The following is a 1,861-nucleotide window of genomic DNA, read 5'->3' as shown; positions in this document are numbered from 1 at the left end:
TCCCAGTTGGGAGTACGGCGCGCTTATTCAGTCTCGGGACCTGGTGCGGGCGATGCGTGAGTTCTTTTCCCGGTCCCAATCCCAGTCAAAAGAGGATCCCGATCTCTCGAAGGCAGAGCCGCTCCTGAACTTCCAGTCCACTAGCTGGCTGCTGCCCGCCACGGAAACTGAGTATCGCAAGTCCATGCGGGCCACCGAGTCCTATCTTCGTCGTCTTATGGATTCCGGCGCCCAGAACGCGCAGTTCTATGCGCGCGCGGACAATCTACGGGAGTGGCTGGCGATGGTGAACACGCGATTGGGCAGTTTGTCCCAGCGACTGTCCGCGAGCGAGTCAGGTCGTCGCTTGAATACGGATTTAGCCGGGGATGGCAATGCCAGTCAGTCGACGGCGGCGCCGAGCGAGCTCGAAGTGCGCACCCCGTGGAGCGAGATTGATGACGTATTTTTTGAGTCCCGGGGCGCAGCCTGGGCTTTGATTCACTTTCTTAAAGCTGTGGAAGTGGACTTCGCGGATATCCTTGAAGACAAGAATGCGCAGGTCAGCCTGCGACAGATCGTTCGGGAGCTGGAGGGTACTCAGGGTGTGATCTGGAGCCCTATGATCCTCAATGGGTCTGGGTTTGGTCCCCTCGCCAATCATTCCTTGATCATGGCGTCTTACATCAGCCGTGCAAACGCCGCGATTATCGACCTTCGGGACCTGCTGTCCCAGGGCTAGTGCTGGCAGGGTCAGCCCTGGCAGGATAAAAGTACAGGACCTGGGGAAATCAGTCCTTCCGGTAGCGCAGGCGAGTGCCGGTATCCAGCGACAGACGGATCTCCTCGGCGCTCAGCTCCTCGGGGAAATACACCCCTGACAGCTTCGCGTCCAGGAAGCTCGCGCCCTCGAGGTTTGTGGATCGGAAATCGACTCCCGAGAGGTCGGCGTTGCGAAAATAAGAGTTGCTGAAGTCCAATCCCTTGGCGTTCATGTTGCGCAGATCCCGGCCGCGATAATCTCCGTTGCGTAGCTTGCTGCAGTCGAGGCTGTCGCGCTGCTCATTGAATGCCTTGACGTCTTCCTGCCTCAACAGCTGATAGAGCGGGTCGGTCTTGATATGCGGCTTGTCCATGATCGCTGGGTTTCCTGCTTGTTTGCTGGGGCGTAACTGGGCTCTGGTGTAACAGCCTATTTGGTCTGGTCTTTACCGAAGAAGACATCCCGTAGTGTCCCATACTGTTCTGGCGCGAGGCGAGGCCCCCATTGGGACACCACTATGCCCGAGGCATAGGCGGCAAAACGGCCGGCGGTAGGGAAGTCTTCGCCCTCGGTGAGGGCGTACAAAAAGGCACCGGCAAACATGTCTCCCGCACCGTTGCTGTCCACCGCATTTACCGTGTGCACGGGGATTTCATGGAGCTGCTCGCCGTCAAAGCAAATCGCACCGTCTCCCCCACGAGTGATCACAAAACGCTTCGCGGTGTCCTTCATAGCCTCTGCCGCATCGGCCAGTGCTGTCATGCCGGTCCAGCTCTTTGCCTCGGCTTCGTTGGCGAACACCAGGTCGACGCCTGCGCCCACCATCTTTCGGAACTGCTCGGGGAAGAATTCCACCATGCCGGGATCGGAGAAACTCAGGGCCACGGGCACGCCGGCGTCCTGGGCGATCTCCCGGGCGCGAATCGCTGCGGCGAGCCCCGTCTCGGAGCTCACCTGGTAGCCTTCCAGATAGACGTATTCAGAATTCCTGATGGCTTCGGGATCCAGCTGTTCTATGCTGAGGCTTTCGGAGGCCCCCAGAAAGCTGTTCATGCTGCGCTCCGCATCGGGGGTGACGAGCACCAGGCACTTGCCCGTGGGGTCGTCGGTGTTTGCCGG

Annotated in this window: 3 protein-coding genes; 1 reads left to right on the top strand and 2 read right to left on the bottom strand. The window is 59.5% G+C overall.

Annotated features, from left to right (window positions below):
• The coding region (locus ACTG3T_RS12925; RefSeq protein WP_439102695.1) for a DUF2333 family protein at nucleotides 1-721 on the top strand (721 nt) is incomplete at its 5' end.
• Between the two features lie 49 nt (nucleotides 722-770).
• On the opposite strand, the gene ACTG3T_RS12920 is transcribed toward ACTG3T_RS12925, so the two are convergent.
• Both ACTG3T_RS12920 and ACTG3T_RS12915 read right to left on the bottom strand, forming a co-directional pair.
• Nucleotides 771-1,115: a pentapeptide repeat-containing protein gene (locus tag ACTG3T_RS12920; RefSeq protein WP_439102694.1), complete on the bottom strand. Its 345-nt coding sequence runs from the start codon at nucleotides 1,113-1,115 to the stop codon at nucleotides 771-773.
• 56 nt (nucleotides 1,116-1,171) lie between these two features.
• Nucleotides 1,172-1,861: adenosine kinase (locus tag ACTG3T_RS12915; RefSeq protein WP_439102693.1), on the bottom strand; the 690-nt coding region annotated here is incomplete at its 5' end.

Origin of the sequence: Congregibacter sp. (assembly GCF_965660375.1) — a bacterium.
In the GTDB taxonomy this organism is placed as follows: domain Bacteria; phylum Pseudomonadota; class Gammaproteobacteria; order Pseudomonadales; family Halieaceae; genus Congregibacter.
The sequence above is the reverse complement of the archived record's forward strand: the minus strand, read 5'-3'. Positions and strand labels throughout refer to the sequence as shown.